The organism is Marinisporobacter balticus, assembly GCF_004345705.1.
Taxonomy (GTDB): domain Bacteria; phylum Bacillota; class Clostridia; order Peptostreptococcales; family Thermotaleaceae; genus Marinisporobacter; species Marinisporobacter balticus.
Genome location: NZ_SLWV01000002.1, coordinates 186,188 through 206,336, shown reverse-complemented (window position 1 = coordinate 206,336; position 20,149 = coordinate 186,188). Strand labels below are relative to the sequence as shown.

18 protein-coding genes are annotated in these 20,149 nt (G+C 35.0%); all 18 read left to right on the top strand.

The window, feature by feature from the left end:
- The first annotated feature begins 1 nt into the window (after window position 1).
- The 18 genes from grdA (at window position 2) to EV214_RS02465 (ending at window position 20,098) form a co-directional block, all read left to right on the top strand.
- Window positions 2-472 carry a glycine/sarcosine/betaine reductase complex selenoprotein A gene (gene grdA / locus EV214_RS02550; protein ID WP_132242378.1) on the top strand — a complete coding sequence of 157 codons (471 nt, stop codon included), beginning with the start codon at window positions 2-4 and terminating at the stop codon, window positions 470-472.
- A gap of 38 nt (window positions 473-510) precedes the next feature.
- Complete coding sequence (gene grdB, locus EV214_RS02545; protein ID WP_132242376.1) at window positions 511-1,821, top strand: glycine reductase complex selenoprotein B; 1,311 nt, start codon at window positions 511-513, stop codon at window positions 1,819-1,821.
- 260 nt (window positions 1,822-2,081) lie between these two features.
- Window positions 2,082-3,617, top strand: a complete 1,536-nt coding sequence (gene grdC / locus EV214_RS02540; RefSeq protein WP_132242374.1) for a glycine/sarcosine/betaine reductase complex component C subunit beta — start codon at window positions 2,082-2,084, stop codon at window positions 3,615-3,617.
- Between the two features lie 12 nt (window positions 3,618-3,629).
- Window positions 3,630-4,817 carry a glycine/sarcosine/betaine reductase complex component C subunit alpha gene (gene grdD / locus EV214_RS02535; protein WP_132242372.1) on the top strand — a complete coding sequence of 396 codons (1,188 nt, stop codon included), beginning with the start codon at window positions 3,630-3,632 and terminating at the stop codon, window positions 4,815-4,817.
- Window positions 4,818-4,950: 133 nt separating this feature from the next.
- Entirely contained in the window at window positions 4,951-5,997 is a 1,047-nt protein-coding gene (locus tag EV214_RS02530; RefSeq protein ID WP_132242370.1) for a BMP family lipoprotein, read from the top strand.
- Window positions 5,998-6,123: 126 nt separating this feature from the next.
- Window positions 6,124-7,629: an ABC transporter ATP-binding protein gene (locus EV214_RS02525; RefSeq protein WP_132242535.1), complete on the top strand. Its 1,506-nt coding sequence runs from the start codon at window positions 6,124-6,126 to the stop codon at window positions 7,627-7,629.
- Window positions 7,619-8,746 carry an ABC transporter permease gene (locus EV214_RS02520; RefSeq protein WP_132242368.1) on the top strand — a complete coding sequence of 376 codons (1,128 nt, stop codon included), beginning with the start codon at window positions 7,619-7,621 and terminating at the stop codon, window positions 8,744-8,746. The genes EV214_RS02525 and EV214_RS02520 overlap by 11 nt, the downstream gene beginning before the upstream one ends.
- Window positions 8,747-9,679, top strand: a complete 933-nt coding sequence (locus EV214_RS02515; RefSeq protein ID WP_132242366.1) for an ABC transporter permease — start codon at window positions 8,747-8,749, stop codon at window positions 9,677-9,679.
- 109 nt (window positions 9,680-9,788) lie between these two features.
- Window positions 9,789-11,195, top strand: a complete 1,407-nt coding sequence (gene rpoN, locus EV214_RS02510; RefSeq protein WP_132242364.1) for an RNA polymerase factor sigma-54 — start codon at window positions 9,789-9,791, stop codon at window positions 11,193-11,195.
- Between the two features lie 165 nt (window positions 11,196-11,360).
- On the top strand, window positions 11,361-12,404 hold the full coding sequence (locus EV214_RS02505; RefSeq protein WP_132242362.1) for a sugar-binding transcriptional regulator: 1,044 nt from the start codon (window positions 11,361-11,363) through the stop codon (window positions 12,402-12,404).
- 26 nt (window positions 12,405-12,430) lie between these two features.
- Window positions 12,431-13,444 (top strand): type I glyceraldehyde-3-phosphate dehydrogenase, encoded by a 1,014-nt coding sequence (gap, locus tag EV214_RS02500; RefSeq protein ID WP_132242360.1) that lies wholly within the window; start codon window positions 12,431-12,433, stop codon window positions 13,442-13,444.
- Between the two features lie 141 nt (window positions 13,445-13,585).
- On the top strand, window positions 13,586-14,776 hold the full coding sequence (locus EV214_RS02495; protein WP_132242358.1) for a phosphoglycerate kinase: 1,191 nt from the start codon (window positions 13,586-13,588) through the stop codon (window positions 14,774-14,776).
- 17 nt (window positions 14,777-14,793) lie between these two features.
- Window positions 14,794-15,540 carry a triose-phosphate isomerase gene (gene tpiA, locus EV214_RS02490; protein ID WP_132242356.1) on the top strand — a complete coding sequence of 249 codons (747 nt, stop codon included), beginning with the start codon at window positions 14,794-14,796 and terminating at the stop codon, window positions 15,538-15,540.
- Window positions 15,541-15,559: 19 nt separating this feature from the next.
- On the top strand, window positions 15,560-16,852 hold the full coding sequence (eno, locus tag EV214_RS02485; RefSeq protein WP_132242354.1) for a phosphopyruvate hydratase: 1,293 nt from the start codon (window positions 15,560-15,562) through the stop codon (window positions 16,850-16,852).
- A gap of 218 nt (window positions 16,853-17,070) precedes the next feature.
- Window positions 17,071-17,310: a preprotein translocase subunit SecG gene (secG, locus tag EV214_RS02480; protein WP_132242352.1), complete on the top strand. Its 240-nt coding sequence runs from the start codon at window positions 17,071-17,073 to the stop codon at window positions 17,308-17,310.
- Between the two features lie 52 nt (window positions 17,311-17,362).
- Window positions 17,363-19,369 (top strand): sodium-translocating pyrophosphatase, encoded by a 2,007-nt coding sequence (locus tag EV214_RS02475; RefSeq protein WP_132242350.1) that lies wholly within the window; start codon window positions 17,363-17,365, stop codon window positions 19,367-19,369.
- A 108-nt stretch (window positions 19,370-19,477) separates the two neighbouring features.
- Window positions 19,478-19,717 carry a YkuS family protein gene (locus tag EV214_RS02470; RefSeq protein WP_132242348.1) on the top strand — a complete coding sequence of 80 codons (240 nt, stop codon included), beginning with the start codon at window positions 19,478-19,480 and terminating at the stop codon, window positions 19,715-19,717.
- 63 nt (window positions 19,718-19,780) lie between these two features.
- Window positions 19,781-20,098, top strand: coding sequence for a DUF1294 domain-containing protein (locus tag EV214_RS02465; RefSeq protein ID WP_243116532.1), 318 nt, complete (start codon window positions 19,781-19,783; stop codon window positions 20,096-20,098).
- The last annotated feature ends 51 nt before the right edge of the window (window positions 20,099-20,149 follow it).

Sequence of the window (20,149 nt, the reverse complement as noted above, 5' to 3'; positions counted from 1 at the left end):
CATGAATTTATTTGATGGAAAAAAAGTCATCATCATCGGTGACAGAGATGGTATACCTGGTCCTGCTATAGAAGAATGCCTAAAAGGTACAGGTGCAGAAGTAGTTTTCTCAGCTACAGAGTGCTTTGTCTGAACGGCTGCAGGAGCAATGGATCTAGAAAATCAAAATAGGGTGAAAAACATGACTGAGAAATACGGTGCAGAAAATGTGATCGTACTTTTCGGAGCAGCAGAAGCAGAATCAGCAGGATTAGCTGCAGAAACTGTTACAAATGGAGACCCTACTTTTGCAGGTTCGTTGGCAGGAGTCCAGTTAGGACTTAAAACATATCATGCGGTAGAGCCAGAGTTTAAAGAGGCTGTAGATGCAGATGTTTATGAAGAACAAATTGGGATGATGGAAATGGTATTAGATGTAGATGCGATCATTGAAGAAATGAGCTCAATGAGAGAACAATTCTGTAAATTTTAATGAAATTTCCCGTGTAAAATATGAGAGGGGGGAAAAATATGAGCAAAATTAGAGTTGTTCATTATATAAACCAATTCTTCGCGGGTATCGGTGGAGAAGAAAAAGCGGATATAAAACCTGAAGTTAGAGAAGGTGTAGTAGGACCTGGAGCTGCTTTAAAGATGGGATTTAAAGATGAAGCAGAAATCGTTGCGACAGTAATTTGTGGGGATTCTTACTTCAATGAAAATTTAGAAGAAGCAAAACCAGCTGTTTTAGAGATGATCAAAAAGTACAATCCAGATTTGTTCATAGCAGGGCCAGCTTTCAACGCAGGTAGATATGGTGTAGCTTGTGGTACAATCAGTAAAGCTGTACAAGAGGAATTAAATATCCCAGTTGTAACAGCAATGTATGTAGAGAATCCTGGTGTAGATATGTATAAAAAGGATGTTTACATTGTAGAAACTGGAAATTCTGCAGCAGCTATGAGAAAAGCAGCACCTGCATTAGCTAAATTTGCTTTAAAATTAGGAACAGGTGAAGTTATTGGATCACCAAGCGAAGAAGGATACATTTCTAGGGGGATAAGAAAGAATATCTTTAGAGAAGAAAGAGGCGCTACAAGAGCCGTTAATATGTTGATTAAGAAGTTAAAAGGTGAAGAATTTGTTACTGAATATCCAATGCCGAATTTTGACAATGTTGTACCAGGAAAAGCAATTACAGATATTTCAAAAGCAAAAATAGCAGTAGTTACTTCTGGAGGGATTGTACCAAAAGGAAACCCAGATCACATTGAATCTTCAAGTGCATCAAAGTATGGTGAATATGATATCGATGGCGTGATGGATTTAACTGAAGCTACATATGAAACAGCGCATGGTGGCTATGATCCAGTATATGCAAATGAAGATTCTGATAGAGTATTACCGATTGATGTATTAAGAGATTTAGAAAAAGAAGGAAAAATTGGAGAACTTCACAGATATTTCTATACTACAACGGGTAATGGAACATCTGTTGGTAATTCTAAAAAGTTTGCTGCTGAGTATGCACAAAAACTAGTGGCAGCTGGCGTAGATGCAGTTATTCTAACATCTACCTGAGGTACTTGCACACGTTGCGGTGCAACAATGGTTAAAGAAATTGAAAGAACAGGAATCCCTGTTGTTCATATGTGTACAGTTGTTCCAATTTCATTGACAGTTGGAGCGAACAGAATTGTACCTACAATTGCAATTCCTCATCCACTTGGAAACCCAGCATTAGATCCAGCGGAAGAGAAAAAATTAAGAAGAAAATTAGTTGAAAAAGCATTAAAAGCATTAGAAACTAAAGTTGAAGGACAAACTGTCTTCGAAGATTAATCATTTGCCAGCTGTTCCCGCAGCTGGCAGCTGCTTGACTAACCAATAAATGGGTGGTGAATATCACCCATTTATTCACATTATACAACATTTTTCTTGATTTATTTACATTTATTGAAACTTTTAATGTATCTGTATAGAGTTATAAATTTTTATTATATTTATAATTTGCAAATAGATCATTGAATAGTCTGTAGCTGCGAGCTGCGAGAAAGACTTGTGGCATGAGAAAGTTTAAAATTACACGGAGGTGGAATAAAATGAGTTATGCAGTAATAAAAGGTGCAGGATATGCACTTGTGCACACACCAGATATGATTATCCATAACGGAACAACACAAACAACAGAAAGAATTACAAATCCAGATTCAGAATATCTTAAAAAGCTTCCAGAGCATATTAGAAGTTACGAAAAGGTTGTAAACTATGCACCCAACCAAGTATATATAGGAAATATGAAGCCGAGTGACTTAGAAGAAATAGAGATGCCGTGGTGCAATACAGAAGTAGAAGGTGCAGATAGGTTTGGTAAATTTGGTGAAATTATGCCACAAGATGAATTTATTGCACTGCTAAAAATTGTAGATGCGTTTGATCTTGTTAAGATTGAAAAAGGATTTACACAAACATTAAAAGAAAAAATTACGAATCATCCATTATTTAAAAAAGACGTAGAAAAACTAAAAGACGGGGAAGAACTAGCAGAAATTGAAAAATTTGTAAATGAGCAACATGCAGAAGCCATTTATCATAATGAATTACTTGTAGGTTGCGTAAAAAGAGCGCATGATGTGGATACAAACTTAACAGCACACATTTTATTTGAAAATTTAGTAGTAAAAGCTTCAGGTGTACTAGCATTTAAAAATCTTATAGAAAAAAACAATATTCATGTAGAAGATATAGATTATGTGATTGAATGTTCAGAAGAAGCATGTGGAGATATGAACCAAAGAGGTGGTGGAAACTTTGCAAAAGCAATCGCAGAATGTGGGGGCGCGCTAAACGCTACAGGGTCAGATACAAGAGGATTCTGTGCAGCACCAACGCATGCACTTATTCAAGCTGCATCGTTAGTAAAGGCTGGAACCTATGAAAATGTAGTAATCGTAGCAGGTGGGGCTACAGCAAAACTTGGGATGAACGGAAAAGATCATGTAAAAAAAGACTTACCAATATTAGAAGATGTACTCGGCGCATTTGCAATATTAATCAGTAAAAACGATGGTGTAAATCCAGTAATCAGAACAGATTTAGTAGGAAGACATACAGTAGGAACAGGATCTTCACCACAAGCAGTCATCACATCATTAATTACAGCGCCGCTAGATAAGGGTGGATTAAAAATTACCGATATCGATAAATATTCTGTAGAAATGCAAAACCCAGATATTACAAAACCCGCAGGAGCAGGAGATGTACCAGAAGCGAACTACAAAATGATTGCAGCATTAGGGGTTAAGAGAAAAGACTTAGAAAGAAAAGACATCCTTATATTTGTAAAGAATCATGGTATGCCAGGATGGGCACCAACACAAGGACATATTCCATCAGGTGTGCCATATGCAGGATTTGCTAGAGAAGAACTAACAACAGGAGATCTAAATCGCGCGATGATTGTAGGAAAAGGAAGTTTATTCCTAGGTCGTATGACAAACCTATTTGATGGGGTTTCAGTAGTAATAGAAAGAAATTCAGGCGTAGAAGAGGTAAGGGGTGGCGTATCTCAAGAAGAAATCAAAAACATGATCGCAGAGAGCATGAGAGATTTCGCGGCACATCTATTAGGCGAATAGGGGTGAATAGCAATGAGTGAAAATACAGCAGTGAAAAAAATAATTGGAAAAACTTTTAGGGAGATCGCAGATGCCATAAAGACAGGAAACTTTGGAGAAAGAATCAAAGTAGGAATTACAACACTCGGAAGTGAACATGGTACAGAAAACATTATAAAAGGTGCGCAGATTGCAGCAAAAGACGCAGATAATTTTGACATTGTACTAATAGGACCGAAGGTAGATACATGCCTTGAAATCGTAGAAGCAAACACAGAAGATGAAATGTATAAAAGGATGGAAGAACTATTAGACAGTGGATACATTCAAGCTTGTGTAACGATGCACTATAACTTTCCAATCGGGGTATCAACAGTAGGTAGAGTAGTAACACCAGGATTTGGAAAAGAAATATTTTTAGCAACAACAACAGGAACATCATCCGCGCACAGAACAGAAGCAATGGTAAAAAATGCATTGTATGGTATCATCACAGCAAAAGCAATGGGAACCCCAGAGCCAACAGTAGGAATCCTAAATCTAGATGGTGCAAGACAAGTAGAAAGAGCATTAAAAGAACTAAGTGCAAATGGATACAAAATAAACTTTGCAGAATCGATAAGAGCGGATGGCGGAGCCGTAATGAGAGGAAATGACCTACTCAGCGGAACGGCAGATATCATGGTAAACGATACACTAACTGGAAATATCATGATGAAGGTATTCTCATCCTTTACAACAGGTGGAAGCTATGAAGCATTAGGATATGGTTATGGTCCAGGGGTAGGAGAAGACTATGACAGGATTATACTGATCTTATCAAGAGCGTCAGGATCACCAGTTGTAGCAAATGCAATTAAATATGCAGCGAAAGTAGCACAAGGAAAGCTAACGGAAGTAGCAAAAGAGGAATTTATAAAAGCAAAGAAAGCAAAACTTGATGAAATACTAAAAGGATTAAGCAAAGACACGAAGAAAGCAAAAGCAGATGATGAAGAAGTAGCAGCACCACCAAAAGAAGTGGTTACAGGAACTGTATCAGGAATAGATATAATGGACTTAGAAGATGCTGTAAAGGCATTATGGAAAGAAAGCATTTATGCAGAAAGTGGTATGGGTTGTACAGGACCGATTGTCCTTGTAAATGAACAGAAAGTTGAAAAAGCAACAAGTGTTTTAGCAAAAGCAGGATTTGTTGCAAAACAAGGAGATGTTTGTTAAAACTCCGGCATAGCCGGAGTTTTTTTGGGGACATACGAATAGAAAAATATGAATTTGAAAGAAGGATTTCCCTAAAATATGTAGAATAGATAATAGTGTGTAACAAGAAGAAAAACATTGAGGAGGAATTTTAATGTTTAAAAAAAGAATTTCATTAGCATTAGTTCTATTGTTATGTGTAGGATTACTAGCAGGCTGTGGACAAAAGGCACCAGAAGAAGCTGAACAACCTTCTGAGAACCAAGTACCAGCAGAAGAACAATTAAAGATTGCAATGACTACTGATGTTGGGGGCGTAAATGACCAATCATTCAACCAGTCCGCTTGGGAAGGATTACAAAGAGCAGAAAAAGAGTTAGGAATTGTAGCAAACTATAAGGAATCTAAGCAAGATGCTGATTATGGTCCAAACATGGAAACGCTTTTAGATGATGAGAATAACTTAATTTGGGGTATCGGATTTAAAATGGGAGATTTGGTAAAAGAAGAAGCTGAAAAGAATCCTGATCAAAAATATGCGATTATCGATTATGCTTATGATGAGACACCAGAAAATCTAGTAGGCGTAGTGTTTAAAGCAGAACAACCATCGTTCCTGGTTGGATACATTGCTGCGAAGATGACAAAAACAGGAAAAGTTGGATTTGTTGGTGGTGTTACGGGAAATGTTATTGATGGATTTGAATATGGATATAAAGCAGGGGTTAAGGCAGCAAACAATGGGACAGAAGTTCTGACTCAATACGCTGATTCCTTTACAGATTCTGCAAAGGGTAAAGCGATTGCAAATCAAATGTATAAAGATGGCGCAGACATTGTGTTTCATGCTGCAGGTGGTGTTGGTGATGGCGTAATTGAAGCAGCTAAAGAACAAAATAAATTTGCAATTGGTGTAGATCGAGACCAAAATGCTTTAGCACCAGAAAATGTAATCACATCAGCAATGAAGCGTGTCGATAATGCAGTATTTAACATGGCAAAGGATCTAAAAGAAGGAAAGTTTCCTGGAGGAACAACTGTTGTTTATGGACTTAAAGAAGGCGGTGTAGATATTGCTCCAACTTCTGATAAGCATGTACCAGCTGATATTTTAAAAGAAGTAGAAGATCTAAAACAACAAATTATAAATGAAAAAATAGTCGTTCCTTATAATGAAGAAACTTTTAATGAATTCAAATAAAAAAAGTGATATAATAAATAGAATGAACACTAAGTAGCTCAGACAAATCGTCTGAGCTGCTTCGTATTAAGTGATTAGGAGGGTATTCTATTGAACCATATCAAGGTTGAAGAAAAAGCGGTGGAGATGAAAAATATCACAAAAGTTTTTGGAAATTTTACTGCAAATGAAGATATTAATTTGACTGTTCATAAAGGTGAAGTACATGCTTTACTAGGAGAAAATGGAGCAGGAAAAACGACCCTTATGAATATTTTATATGGTTTATATCAACCAACTATAGGAGAAATAATGATCAATGGGAAAACGGTAATAATGGCAGATCCCAATATAGCCATTCAGAATGGGATTGGTATGGTACATCAGCATTTTATGCTTGTGGAGCCTTTTACTGTAACGGAGAATATCATATTAGGCAAGGAAACAACCACTAGCTTTGGAAAATTGGACATTGAGGAAGCGGTTTCACATGTGCAAGAATTGTCTGAAAAATATGGACTTTATGTTGATCCTTATGCAAAAATACAGGATATTACTGTAGGGATGCAACAAAGAGTTGAGATTTTGAAGGCATTATATAGAGGGGCTGAAATTCTGATTTTAGATGAGCCTACAGCAGTACTAACACCTCAAGAGATTCAAGACTTAATAGACATCATTAGAAATCTTACAAAGCAGGGAAAATGTATCATCATTATTACCCATAAATTGAAAGAAATTAAGCAAATTGCTGACTACTGCACAATCATTCGAAGAGGAAAACAGATTGATACCGTTGATGTAAGTGTGACTACCGAAGAAGAACTAGCAAATAAAATGGTTGGAAGAGAAGTTAATTTTATTGTAGGAAAAGAGGAAAGAACAAAGGGTGAAGTTGTATTAGAAATTGATAATCTAGTAATAAAAGATAATCGTGGAATTAATGCAGTAGATGGGCTCTCTCTTAAAGTGCATGCAGGAGAAATCTTAGGAATAGCAGGAATTGACGGAAATGGACAACGTGAATTGATTGAAGGAATTATAGGACTAAGGAAAATAGAATCAGGAAAAATATGTATGATTCAAAAAGATATTACAGGAAGAACCCCAAAGGAGATTTTAGAAAGCAAAATTTCAACCATTCCAGAAGATAGACAAAAGCGAGGTTTGGTGTTAGATTTTAGTGTTGAAGAAAACATGATATTAGAAAATTATTATAAGGAACCTTTTTCTCGAAAAGGTATTCTTAATAAAAATAAAATCAACTATTTTGCAAAAGAATTAATTCAAAAGTTTGATATTCGTCCAGAAGATGAAACGTTAAAGGCACGAGCATTATCAGGAGGAAATCAACAAAAGGTAATTATTGCAAGGGAATTAACGAATGATCCAGAATTGCTAATTGCAGCCCAACCTACGAGAGGGCTGGATGTAGGGGCAATTGAATATGTGCACAAGTCTCTAGTAGAACAAAGAGATAAGAATAAGGCTGTATTACTTATTTCATTGGAGTTAGATGAAGTAATGAATGTAGCTGACCGAATTGCAGTAATCTATGAGGGGAAAATAGTAGGAATTGTAGAAGCTAAGGAAACAAATGAAAATGCCCTTGGACTCATGATGGCTGGAGGAGGTAGCGGCAATGAAAAATAAAAAGAATTCAATAAAGGAAATGCTGGGTAGTGGTAATTTTATGATAACATTGGTTTCTATTTTCCTAGGAATACTTGTAGGGGCTATTGTTTTAAAGATCGCAGGATATAGTCCACTAGAGTCATATGGTGTTATGTTAAAAGGGATATTTGGAAAACCAAAATATATTTTATATACGATTATCTATGCCACGCCTCTTATTATGACAGGTCTTTCTGTCGCGTTTGCGTTTAAAACAGGATTATTTAATATTGGTGCAGAAGGACAGTTTATTATCGGTGCACTCGTAGCAACCCTAGTAGGATATTTTGTAAAATTACCAATGGGTATTCATGTCGTTGTTGTATTTGTTGCAGCTATAACTGCAGCAGGTTTATGGGGAGGGATTGCTGGATACTTAAAGGCGAAGTTTGGTGTGCATGAAGTTATTGCGACCATTATGTTAAATTGGATTGCTTTATATTTAAACAATTATGTTATTATGCTTGAAGGATTTAAAAGACCAAATAGTGAAGCATCTTATAAAATATGGGATACTGCAACTATCGGGATTTTAGAAAAATGGAAATATACTGCCCATGGAAGAGTGTGGTTAAAGGTCCATCCAATACTGCAGAGTATTTTCAAAACACCTGTAAACTTGGGAATTATATGTGCAATTATATTGGCATTTGTAGTTTGGTTTATTTTAAACAGAACTACATTAGGATACGAATTAAGATCTGTTGGTTCTAATAAATATGCTGCTGAGTATGGTGGAATCAATGTAAAAAAAAGTATGATTGTTTCGATGAGTATTGCGGGTGCTTTAGCTGGAGCAGCAGGTGCGCTGCAAGTAATGGGAGTATCGAAACAAGTTTCAATTTTAGCAGCTATGGAAGGCTATGGATTTGATGGAATTGCGGTTGCTTTGATTGGTAGTAATGGTGCTTTTGGATGTGTTTTTTCAGGATTACTCTTTGGGGCTTTGAAGTATGGGGGGCCTAAGATACAATCAGCTATGGGAGCACCATCAGAAGTTGTAAGTATTGTAATGGGTACAATTGTATTTTTCATAGCTATGCCTAAATTTATCAGATTACTTGTATCTTTAGTAAAGAGAAAAGAGGTGAAATAGATGCTAGATAATATAGGGTTTATTCTTGGAACAACATTGATGTATGCAACACCACTCATTTTTGCTGCATTAGGAGGTGTTATTTCTGAAAATTCAGGGGTTGTTAACATTGGACTTGAGGGGATGATGACATTAGGCGCGCTGATGGGTGCAACAGTAGGCTATTTTACAGGGAATCCATGGTTAGCTTTATTGTGTGCAGGACTTGCAGGAGGGTTCCTAGCATTATTACATGCAATTGCATCTGTTACTTTTGGAGCGGATCAAATAGTTTCAGGGATCGCCATTAACTTCTTAGGACCTGGTATTGCATTATTTTTGAGTCGCCTCTTTTTTGAAGGTGCTACTATGACGAAATCTATAAATTTAGAGAACAAAATTCCTAGACCTTTAGGGGGTGTATTTCCTCAGAACTCATTCTTTGACTTAGTATTAAATCAGTATGCAACTGTATACATTTCATTTCTTTTAGTGTTTGTAATATGGTATATGCTTTATAAAACGAAGATAGGACTTAGAATTAGAGCAGTAGGGGAGCATCCGAAAGCAGCAGATACGTTAGGGATTAATATTTATAAAATTAGATATTTTAGTGTGATTCTATCAGGAATATTTGCTGGATTTGGTGGTGCAGCAATGAGTATTGCAGTAGTTTCTAATTTCAGACCTACATTGATTTCTGGGCAAGGGTTTATTGCTCTTGCTGCTATGATTTTTGGAAAATGGAAACCGCAAGGTGCAATGTGGGCATGTTTATTATTTGGTGCTGCCCAAGGATTTGTTATATTCTTAGGGGGGACAGCTATTGCCATATCATCACAGCTTTTAGCTATGCTTCCATATATAATAACATTAGTCATTCTAATAAGCTTTGTTGGGAAATCTGTAGGACCCGCAGCTAGTGGGGATCCATATGAAAAAGGTGAAAGATAAGCAAGGAGAAATCCTTGTTTGTTTTTTTTATAGGTGTTGAAACTTTATTTAGTAGAAGTTTAATGATATAATAAAATAAATAATCTATCTATAAAGGAGAAGGTTTGAGATGCGACTAGGGTTTAGTTTAAATATTGAACAAGTTCAAAAATTGGTCATGACACCTGAATTAAAACAAGCAATCCAGATACTACAGTTTAATCACCAAGAGTTAAATCAGTTTATTGACGAACAAGTATTAATCAACCCGGTTGTCGAACTAGGAAATTCTTCAGAAGATGAAAAAAAGAAGAAACAAGACGAAAAAATCCAACAAGATGAAAAGCCAACAAAAGATGAAGTTGATTGGAAAGAGTACTTTAAAGAGTACGATGATATAAGTTATAAACAACCGAATTATAATAAGGATCAGGAAAAAGTATCCTTTGAACAATTTGTATCTGCAGATGTAACGCTAACAGAACATTTGTTATTCCAGCTGCAATTTGCCATTCTAGAAACAAAATATAAAAAAATCGGGAAATATATTATAGAAAGTTTGGATGTAAAAGGCTATTTAAATGTAAATATTTCTGAGATTGCATCATACTTTGACATAAGTGAAGAAGAGGTAGAAAGCGTTTTATCCGTTATTCAAACATTTGACCCAATAGGTATAGCTGCTAGAAATTTGAAAGAATGTTTATTGATTCAATTAAAGCAAAAAGGGATAGAAAATGTTGAAATCGTGCAGATTATTTCAAATCACTTGGAGGATGTTGCACAGAATAGAATTCTGAATATTGCAAAATCCTTAAATATATCTACACAAAGAGTGCAAGAAATTACAGATTTTATTAAAAGATTAGAACCGAAACCAGGGAGAGCTTTTAGCTCAGGAGAAGAAATAAAATATATTACACCAGATGTTACTGTTGAAAAAATTGAAGGGGAATACATTGTTTTAGTCAATGATACAACTGCACCAAGACTTTCTGTTAGTCCTTATTATAGAAAAATGTTATTACATGAAAATAAAGATTCGAGTACATCAAAATTCCTTACGGGAAAATTAAATTCAGCAATGTGGCTAATTAAAAGTATAGAACAAAGAAGACAAACCATCTATAATGTTGTGAAAGAAATTGTTGATTACCAAATAGAATTTTTTGAACATGGAAAAAAACATCTAAAACCTTTGACTTTGAAACAGATTGCTGATCAAGTAGGTGTGCATGAATCAACTGTGAGTAGAGCGGTAAATGGTAAATACATGCAAAGTCCGAGAGGTGTTTTTGAAATAAAAACTTTTTTTACCAGTGGCGTATCAAATGAAATGGGAGAAGGCATTGCTTCTGGAAGCATTAAAAGTATGATTAAAGATTTGATTGATAAGGAAGATCCTAAAAAACCACTTAGTGATCAAGCTGTATCAGAAAATTTAAAAGAAAAGGGAATAAATATTTCCAGAAGAACGGTTGCGAAATATAGGGACGAGATGAAAATTACATCTTCTTCAAAAAGAAAACGATTTTAAATGACGTGAAAATTCACGTCATTTTTTTATTGATATTTATTTGAATTTATGATAATCTATGGATAGATATTTTTTTACATTGAATGGGACAAAAAAAAACTGCGGGGACGTTTTAAGTCCCAATGAGTAAAAATATGGCAGTCATTGCAAAGAGGTGAGATGAATATGGAGAAAAACGAAGAATATGAAATAGATGAATTGATTGAAATTCAGAAAAAAATTGTCCCAGAATTGATAGATACGCTCATAAACAGACAAAATATGTTGCGATTGATTTACTATAATCAGCCAATAGGCAGGAGAAATTTAGCAAGTGTCATGGAAATTGGAGAAAGAATTGTTCGTAACGAAGTAAATATTTTAAAGGAACAAGGTTTTATTGACATTAAAGCTGAAGGAATGAATGTTACAAAACTTGGATACACTACTTTAGAAGTACTAAGAGGTTATATACATAGATTTAAAGGTTTATACCATATTGAAGAAGCGGTTGCAAATAAGCTGAAAATTAAGAAAGTGATGGTTGTTCCTGGCTTTTATGATGAGGACCCCCTTGTTTTAAGAGAAATTGGCCGTATTACAGCTATTTATCTTAAGACTCTGTTAAAAGAAGATACAGTTATAGGGATTACGGGTGGGCAAACAATGGCCATGATTGCTGATGAAATGAAAAATGAAGAAGTGGCGTTATCGAATGCCACAGTTATTCCAGCTAGGGGTGGGCTAGGAAAGAATGTTGAAAAACAAGCAAATACCATTGCTGCAAAGATGGCTAAAAAACTTAAGGGTTCATATAAACTCCTACATATGCCTGATAACATATCAAAGGAATTGCTTAAAAGCTTATCAGAAGATCCAAATATAAAAGAGGTAGTAGATTATATTCAAAAAATTGGCATTCTTGTTTTTGGTATGGGAAGAGCTGACAAGATGGCAATGAGACGAAGGTTAAATGAAGAAATGATGACAAATTTAAAAAGACAAGGTGCCGTTGCAGAAGCGTTTGGATATTATTTTAATAAAGACGGTGAAATTATACAAGAAGTAAATACGGTTGGTGTGAGTTTGAACCATTATAAAGAGTTACAGCATATTATTGGTGCAGCTGCTGGTATAGAAAAAGCCGAAGCTGTTATTGCAATAAGTAGATTAAATAAACATCTTACACTAGTGATTGATGAAGGCTTAGCAACAGAAATATTAAAATAAAATACATATAACAGGGAGGAATTTACATGAGTATCAAAGTGGGGATTAATGGATTTGGAAGAATAGGAAGAAATGCATTTAAGGTAGCTATGGAAAAATCAGGTAATGACTTTGAAATTGTTGCAATCAATGATTTAACAGATGCAAAAACTCTAGCACATCTATTAAAATATGATAGCTGTTTTGGAAAGTTTGATGGGACAGTAGAAGTAAAAGAAGATGCAATGATTGTAAATGGTAAAGAAATCAAAATATATGCAGAGAGAGATCCAGAAAATATTCCATGGAAAGAATTGGGTGTAGCAATTGTCATTGAATCTACAGGATTCTTTAGAGATAAAGAATCCACAATGAAACATATTAAAGCAGGCGCAAAGAAAGTAATTATTTCTGCACCAGCAAAAAATGAAGATATTACAATTGTATTAGGTGTAAATGAGAAAGAATATGATCCCACAAATCATCATATCATTTCAAATGCTTCTTGTACTACAAACTGTTTAGCACCTTTTGCAAAAATCGTTGACGAAAAATTTGGTATTAAAAGAGGATTAATGACAACCGTTCATTCTTACACAAATGACCAAAAGATACTAGATGCACCACATAGCGATCTAAGAAGAGCAAGAGCTGCAGCGGAAGCCATTATTCCAACAACTACAGGTGCAGCAGTAGCAGTTGCATTAGTATTACCACAATTAAAAGGGAAATTAAATGGTATGGCAATGCGTGTACCTACACCAACAGTTTCAGTAGTAGATTTAGTATGTGAATTAGAAAAAGAAACAAGCGCAGAAGAATTGAATAAAGCATTTAAAGAGGCGGCTGAAGGAAAATTGAAAGGAATTTTAGGATATAGTGATGAGCCTTTGGTATCTATAGATTATAAAAAAGATCCAAGATCTTCTATTGTAGATGGATTATCAACAATGGCATTGGGTGGAAATATGGTAAAAATTGTTTCATGGTATGACAATGAATGGGGATATTCAAATAGAGTGATTGATTTAGTAAGTTATATCATCGGCAAAGGATTATAAAAACAATAAATAGATAGGGTTTAATCATAAGATTGAACCCTATATTTTAAATGATATGGTATAAAATATTGACGAAGATGAAATAGTATGTTACATATAATAATAGAAACAGACAATTAAAAGATTAGAGGTGAAAGGATATTGAATAAGAAAAATATTGAAGATATTGGGGTGAAGGGCAAAAAGGTACTTGTACGTTGTGATTTTAATGTGCCTATGGATGAAAACAAAAATATTACAGATGATATTCGTATTCAAGGTGCACTTCCGACAATAAAATATCTTATAGAAAATGAAGGGAAAGTTATCCTTATGTCTCATTTAGGAAGACCAAAGGGAGATCCAAATCTAAAATATAGCCTAGAGCCAGTAGCGAAAAGACTTGCAGAATTATTAGGAAAAGAAGTTACATTTGCATCAGACAATGAAGTGGTAGGTATAAGTGCAAAAAAAGCTGTTTCAGAGATGAAAAATGGTGAAGTTGTACTTCTTCAGAATGTTCGATTTAGAAAAGAAGAAACAAAAAATAATCCAGCGTTTGCAAAAGAATTGGCATCTTTAGCAGAAATTTTTGTAAATGATGCTTTCGGTACTGCGCATAGAGCACATGCTTCCACAGCAGGTGTAGCAGACTATTTACCATGTGTATCAGGATACCTTATTCAAAAGGAAATTGATGTGATGGGAAAAGCCCTAAGTAATCCTGAAAAACCTTTTGTAGCTATTTTAGGAGGTGCAAAGGTTTCTGATAAGATGGGTGTAATTAATAACTTATTGGAAAAAGTAGATACGTTGATTATTGGTGGTGGAATGGCGTATACATTTTTAAAAGCAAAAGGATATGAAATTGGAAACTCTTTGTTAGAAGTAGATAAAATAGAATTATCAAAAGAATTAATGGCAAAAGCTGAGGAAAAAGGTGTAAAATTATTGTTGCCTTTGGATTGTGTTGCAGCAAAAGAATTTAAAGCAGATGCAGTTCATAAAACAGTAGGTGTAGAAAATATTCCAGTTGATATGATGGGATTAGACATAGGTAAAGAGAGTATAGGGATTTTCAGTGAAGCAATTAAAGAAGCAAAAACGATTGTATGGAATGGACCTATGGGTGTATTTGAAATGCCTGCTTTTGCATTAGGTACAAAGGGTATTGCAGAAGCTATGGCAAATTGTAATGGCACGACTATTATTGGCGGTGGAGACAGTGCAGCAGCAGCAGAACAATTAGGATTTGCTGATAAAATGACTCATATATCAACAGGTGGAGGCGCAAGTTTAGAATTTTTAGAAGGAAAAGAACTGCCTGGCATTGCTGTGATAGAAGACAAGTAATTTATAGGAGGGGTATCATGAGAATACCTATTATCGCTGGGAACTGGAAGATGCATAAAACAATCAAAGAAGCTGTGGAATTTGTAGAAAATATTAAAGACCGTGTGAAGGGAACAGATGTAGAAGTCGTATTATGTACGCCATATACATTATTGCAATCTGTTAAAGAAGCTACAAAAGGGACGAATATAAAGATTGCAGCACAAAACATGCACTGGGAAGAAAATGGCGCATTTACTGGGGAAGTATCACCTTTAATGCTAAATGAAATAGGTGTAGATTATTGCGTAATTGGACACTCTGAAAGAAGACAATATTTCAATGAAACCGATGAAACTGTAAATAAAAAAGTACATACAGCTTTAAAATATGGAATAAAACCAATTATCTGTGTTGGAGAGACATTAGAGCAAAGAGAAAATGGAGAGACAAATACATTTGTGAAATCTCAGGTAGTAAAAGCTTTTAAAGATATTGAAAGTAAAAAAGTCTTAGATATTGTTATTGCGTATGAGCCAATATGGGCAATAGGAACAGGTAAAACAGCTACATCTGAGGAAGCAAATGAAGTGATATACCAAATTAGAGAAGTAATTAAAGAACTATATGGAGAAGATATTTATACAGAAATACGCATTCAGTATGGTGGTAGTGTGAAACCGAATAATATAGAAGAAATCATGAATCAAGAAGATATCGATGGTGCATTAGTAGGTGGCGCAAGTTTAAAATCGGATGATTTTGTAGAACTAGTAAACTTTTAAATTGAAAGGAGAAATACATATGCCAACAACAATTGTTGATGTTTATGCAAGAGAAGTATTAGATTCAAGAGGAAATCCTACAGTAGAGGTAGAAGTGCATTTAGAAGATGGAAGTATGGGTCGTGCGATCGTACCATCAGGGGCTTCAACAGGTGCATTTGAGGCAGTCGAATTAAGAGATGGAGATAAAGAGAGATATTTAGGTAAAGGTGTACTCCAGGCTGTTGAAAATGTAAATGAAGTGATTGCTGAAGAAATTATTGATATGGATGCACTTGATCAAGTTGGGGTAGACATGACGATGATTGATTTAGATGGAACAGAAAACAAGGGGAAACTTGGAGCAAATGCAATTCTTGGTGTATCTATGGCTGTAGCAAGAGCAGCAGCAGAATCACTCGGTATGCCTTTATTCCAATACTTAGGAGGGGTAAATGCAAAAACTTTACCAGTTCCGATGATGAATATTTTAAATGGTGGAGAACATGCGGATAATAATGTAGATATTCAAGAATTCATGGTAATGCCCGTGGGCGCAAAAAGCTTTAGAGAAGGACTCAGAATGGGTGCGGAGATATTCCACAATCTTAAAAAAGTATTAAAAGAAAAAGGGTTGAATACATCTGTTGGTGACGAAGGTGGTTTTGCACCAAACTTAACGTCTAATGAAGAGGCGCTTGAAGTAATCATAGAAGCGATTAAAAATGCAGGATATGTTCCAGGGGAAGATGTAATGCTAGCGTTAGACGTAGCTGCAACAGAGTTATATAATAAAGATGAAAAGAAATATGACTTAGCTGGAGAAGGTGTTGTAAAATCTTCTGAGCAAATGGTCGATTTCTATGAAAAATTAGTAGACAAATATCCAATTATTTCTATAGAAGATGGATTAGATGAAGAAGATTGGGAAGGATGGAAAGTATTAACAGATAGGTTAGGAAAGAAAATACAAATTGTTGGAGATGACCTATTTGTAACAAATACAGAAAGATTAGAAAAAGGAATTGAAAGCCATACTGCAAATTCAATACTAATTAAATTAAACCAAATTGGTACAATTACAGAAACACTTGATGCGATCGAAATGGCAAAAAGAGCAGGATATACTGCTGTTGTATCCCATAGATCTGGAGAAACGGAAGATACAACGATTGCAGATTTAGTTGTCGCAACAAATGCTGGTCAAATCAAAACAGGTTCTGCATCAAGAACAGACAGAATTGCAAAATATAATCAATTATTAAGAATAGAAGAATTACTTGATGCTACATCAAAATATGCAGGAAAGAAAGCTTTTTACAACGTAAAATAATTCGTATAGATTTAGAAAATGATGGAAATAATAAGGGGGTAGAATATTCTACCCTTTTATTTATGTTTGGAATAGATAGATAAGATTTATTATTTTTTCTTGAGAAATCTTTTATACCTATGGGATCTTAAAGAGATCCGAGGGAACGTAATATATATTGATTTTAAAAAATAGCTGTGTTAAAATAGGTATGTTAAAGTCACGGAGGAGGTGGAAATATGGGAAAAACAGTTTTGATGATTATACAAGTGATTGCGAGTCTTATACTTATCGCAAGCATACTCTTACAATCCGGTAAAAGTGCAGGCTTATCTGGCTCAATTGCTGGTGGTGCTGAACAACTTATGGGGAAACATAAAGGAAGAAGCTATGAGACCTTATTGAGCAAAGCGACTACAGTTGGAGCAGTTGTCTTTATAATTACTTCTGTTGTTTTAGTCTATATTCAAAAACAATAAATCTAACAAACAAAATCTATATTAATTAGGGGAACGAGGAGGCATATTACAAATGAATTTTCAAATACTTGCACCTGTTATAGGTGTAATTGCGTTGATTTTTGCATATACGTTATCTGTAAAAATCAATAAAGTTAGTGTAGGGACAGATAGAATGAAAGAAATCTCTACATATATTCATGAAGGATCCATGGCTTTTTTAACAAGAGAATATAAATCTCTTGCTGTTTTTGTTGTTGTATTGTTTTGTGTGTTAACATTTGGTATCAATCTAATGACAGCAGTATGTTTCTTAATAGGAGCATTTTTCTCTGCATTAGCTGGATTCTTTGGAATGCAAGTTGCTACAAAAGCAAATGTTAGAACTGCTAGTGCAGCAAGAGACGGCGGAATGAATAAAGCATTAGGTGTAGCTTTCAATGGTGGCGCGGTTATGGGAATGTGCGTTGTCGGGTTAGGTATTATAGGTGTTGGAACATTATATTATCTTATTGGAAAACCAGAAATTATCACTGGATTTGGTTTAGGGGCATCATCTATTGCATTATTTGGACGTGTTGGTGGGGGTATATATACAAAAGCTGCTGACGTAGGTGCTGACCTTGTTGGTAAAGTAGAAGCAGGTATACCAGAAGATGATCCAAGAAATCCAGCAGTTATTGCTGATAACGTTGGAGATAATGTTGGAGACGTTGCAGGTATGGGTGCTGACCTTTTTGAATCTTATGTTGGTTCTATTATATCAGCGATTACTTTAGGGTTGGTTATTGAAAACATTGATCCAACAAGTGGAGCGGTATTTCCATTAGCATTAGCAGCATTAGGGATTGTTGCATCTATTATTGGTACAATGTTTGTTCGAGGTGGAGAAAATACAAATCCGGCAGCAGCGCTAGAAAAAGGAACTTATGCAAGTGGTATAATCGTAATAGTAGGCGCATTTTTCTTAAGTAGAATGTTCTTTGGTAACTTAAATGCATTTGGGGCAATTACAGCTGGTTTAATTGTAGGAATAGCAATTGGTAAAATAACAGAAGTCTATACTTCAGCAGATTATGCTTCTGTTCAGAAGATTGCACAACAATCAGAAACAGGTCCGGCTACAACAATCATCAGTGGTTTAGCAGTAGGTATGTACTCAACGGCTTGGCCATTATTGCTTATATCTGTTGGTATTTTAGTATCCTATAAATTTTTTGGATTATATGGTATTTCATTGTCAGCTGTAGGAATGTTATCTACGGCAGGTATTACTGTGGCAGTAGATGCTTATGGTCCAATCGCAGATAATGCTGGTGGTATTGCAGAAATGGCTGGACTGCCAGGAGAAGTAAGAGAAATCACTGACAAACTAGATGCAGTTGGAAATACAACAGCAGCTATGGGTAAAGGATTTGCTATTGGTTCAGCAGCATTAACAGCATTAGCACTATTTGCTTCTTATTCACAAGTAGTTGGATTAAAAGCAATAGACGTGTTAAATCCATTAGTAGTAGTTGGTTTGTTAATAGGAGGAATGCTTCCATTCTTATTCTCGGCTATGACTATGGAATCAGTTGGTAAGGCAGCTTTCCAAATGATTGAAGAAGTAAGAAGACAATTTAGAGAAATTCCAGGAATTATGGAAGGTAAAGGAAAACCCGATTATGCAAGATGTGTAGATATCAGTACTGGAGCAGCTTTAAAAGAAATGCTTATTCCAGGAATTATGGCAGTTGTAGCACCAGTTGCAACAGGTATATTACTTGGAACAGAAGCATTAGGTGGATTACTTGCTGGCGCACTTGTTTCAGGGGTACTTATGGCGATCATGATGGCAAACGCAGGTGGTGCTTGGGATAACGCAAAAAAATATGTTGAAGGTGGAAAACATGGCGGAAAAGGTAGTGAAGCACATAGGGCTGCTGTAGTTGGAGATACCGTAGGGGATCCATTCAAAGATACATCTGGTCCATCTATTAATATCTTAATCAAACTTATGACAATCGTTTCACTTGTATTTGCACCATTGTTTTTAAAATTTGCTGACGGATTAGGTTTATTCGGTAAATTATTTTAATAGCATTTAAAAGATTCTATCTTGATTACAAGATAGAATCTTTTTTTAGATTAAGGCATAAAAAAGTGATCAGGAAGCAAAATATAATTATATTTTGGAGGTGATTTATTGAAAAGGAAAGTAGTAGGTGTGGCACGTCCGTTAAATGAAATTGCACAAGAATTGATTCAACAAGGATTTGATGTTACAGATCTACAAGAAAACAACAAGGGGTTAGATGCACTTGTTTATTATGATCAAATGATAAATGAAGGATTTAAAAATATGACAAGTAATGATCAAATTCTAAGAATTAATGCAGCTGAGCACAATATTGATCAGATTGTTGAAAAAATCAAAGAAATTTAAAATAATGAGTCATCTGTGATATAATACAGATGACTTATTATTATTTAGAATGGGGGAAATAGAATGAAAATATATATAATATCAGATACCATATTCAAAATGAAAGAATTTTATTTTTTATTATATGTATTGATTATTAATTTATATGGTTTTTGTCTTACAGGGATTGATAAATACAAGGCAAAAAAGGAAAAATGGAGAATCCAGGAAAAAACATTTTTTATTACTGCATGCGTGGGTGGCGCAGCAGGAGTCATGATGGGAATGAGTGTGTTTCGGCATAAAACACAGCATAAAACTTTTTATATTGGCATTCCCATTTTTTACATGATCAACATAGGTGTAACTTGTATATTAGCCTATTGGATTTGGTTTAAATAAAGCAATCGTTTACTTGAAAAATGTATCGTTTTAAAATTTATCATTATGGGT